Origin of the sequence: uncultured Porphyromonas sp., from assembly GCF_934359325.1 — a bacterium.
Classification (GTDB): domain Bacteria; phylum Bacteroidota; class Bacteroidia; order Bacteroidales; family Porphyromonadaceae; genus Porphyromonas_A.
This window is the reverse complement of the sequence record NZ_CAKRLH010000266.1, coordinates 1-1,784: the sequence shown is the minus strand read 5'-3', so window position 1 is coordinate 1,784 and position 1,784 is coordinate 1. Positions and strand designations below refer to the sequence as shown.

1 protein-coding gene, 1 other RNA gene and 1 pseudogene are annotated in these 1,784 nt (G+C 53.6%); 1 reads left to right on the top strand and 2 read right to left on the bottom strand.

The features are described 5' to 3' along the window. Window positions 1-200: pseudogene (locus tag Q0F21_RS07655) on the bottom strand (endonuclease III); the annotation flags it as partial. Continuing rightward, on the bottom strand, window positions 200-1,231 hold the full coding sequence (gene pheS, locus Q0F21_RS07650; protein ID WP_297238803.1) for a phenylalanine--tRNA ligase subunit alpha: 1,032 nt from the start codon (window positions 1,229-1,231) through the stop codon (window positions 200-202). The pseudogene Q0F21_RS07655 and the gene pheS, both read right to left, overlap by 1 nt. A 155-nt stretch (window positions 1,232-1,386) precedes the next feature. Here pheS and ssrA point away from each other — a divergent pair. Further along, window positions 1,387-1,784: a transfer-messenger RNA gene (ssrA, locus tag Q0F21_RS07645) on the top strand; the annotation flags it as partial.

The window sequence follows — 1,784 nt, the reverse complement described above, 5'->3', positions numbered from 1 at the left end:
CGGGACATCTCCAGGGGCGAAGGATAGGCGGCAAAGAGCGCAGGAGTCACCATATTGATCCGCTCATCCGTACACTGTGCTGAGAGTAGCACAGCGACCAGAAACTGGTACGGCGTGCCATAGTGCAGTGCTGTCTGCGGATGAGGATTGGCAGACTCAAATCGCTCAATCACCCCGTCTACTCGCTCCTTGATCGTCATCACTTCTCGCTCTGGAATTGGCTAAGGAACCTGAGGTCGTTCTCAGAGAAGAGCCGAAGGTCATCAACGGTGTACTTCAGGTTGGTGATCCGCTCGATGCCCATGCCGAGGGCAAAGCCGGTGTAGCGACTTGAGTCGATACCGCAAGCCTCGAGGACATTGGGGTGCACCATACCGCATCCCAGGATCTCCACCCAGCCGGTGTGCTTGCAGAAGGAGCAGCCCTTACCCCCACAGAGGTTGCATGAGATATCCATCTCAGCACTGGGCTCGGTGAAGGGGAAGTAGGAGGGTCTGAGTCGGATCTGAGTCTCGGGCCCAAACATCTCGTGAGCGAAGTGGAGGAGCACCTTACGCAGGTCGGTGAAGGTCACATGCTCGTCGATATAGAGCGCCTCCACCTGATGGAAGAAGCAGTGAGCCCGTGCGGAGACCGCTTCATTACGGTACACCCTCCCCGGGCAGATGATACGGATCGGCGGCTCCTGCTCGCCCATCACCCGTGTCTGTACAGAGGAGGTATGGGTCCTAAGTAGGATCTGAGGATCATGGCTGACGAAGAAGGTGTCCTGCATGTCACGAGCCGGGTGATCAGGAGGAAAATTGAGCGCCTCGAAGACATGCCAGTCGTCCTCCACCTCAGGTCCCACAGCAATACTAAATCCAAGGTGACCAAAGATGCGGATGATCTCATCGCGAACTAAGTTGAGCGGGTGGCGTCCTCCTGCCGGTACCTGCGCAGATGAGCGCGTCAGATCTAGGTCTAAGAGTCGGGAAGACTCACTCACCCGGTCGAGGACCGAGCGGAAGGTCTGAAACTTCTGATCCGTGACCTGCTTCAGCTGATTGATCAGGATACCGATCTCACGCTTGTCCTCCTTCGGTACGGACTTGAAGTCTGAGATCACCCCATTGAGGGCTCCCTTACGGCTGATATACTTAAGTCGGAGAGACTCGTACTCTTCCTCTGTAGTTGGCTGAGGGAGAGCTTGGATCTCCTCCCTTAGCTGCTTGATCTTATCTTGTAACATACGTTCTGCCTATCGAGGGTAGGCTCTATCATTATTCCTACCGATACCCTCGTTAAATAACGGTTCAGTAGCAAAATTACCCATAAATATTAGAATAACAGGGCTGCCTTGCAGGTTTAGCACGGAAGTCGTACCTTTGTGACATATATTCCAGAGGGGATGACAGGATTTGACAGCATGTAGAGTCGACCTGTGTAAGCACGTAGTGTAGGTTATCCGGCACTCTAACTCGGGTAGCAAACTTTTTAACTGGCGAAAATAACTACGCTCTCGCAGCGTAAACCTTAGAGTTTACTGCTTTTTCGCTTGAGCAATTGCTCGCGGCGAGACATCACCCAAGGCCCGTGATCCCGAGGTGGCTTGATTAGGTGGTGCTGAAGTATCGGGAAGGGTTGTCGATGCGTCTTTCATCGGTGACGACACTTAAGAGACTAAGCGTGGGAGTCGGTTGCTCTGTCCCTCCTCTCGCGTCGAAAATCCGATCAGAGCTAAACGTGTAGAAAGCAGCTTGGTTCCATGTTTGGACGAGGGTTCGAATCCCTCCATCTCCACC

Coding starts and splice junctions, on each gene's coding strand:
- pheS (WP_297238803.1), bottom strand. CDS start 1,231: ATGTTACAAGATAAGATCAAGCAGCTAAGGGAGGAGATCCAAGCTCTC.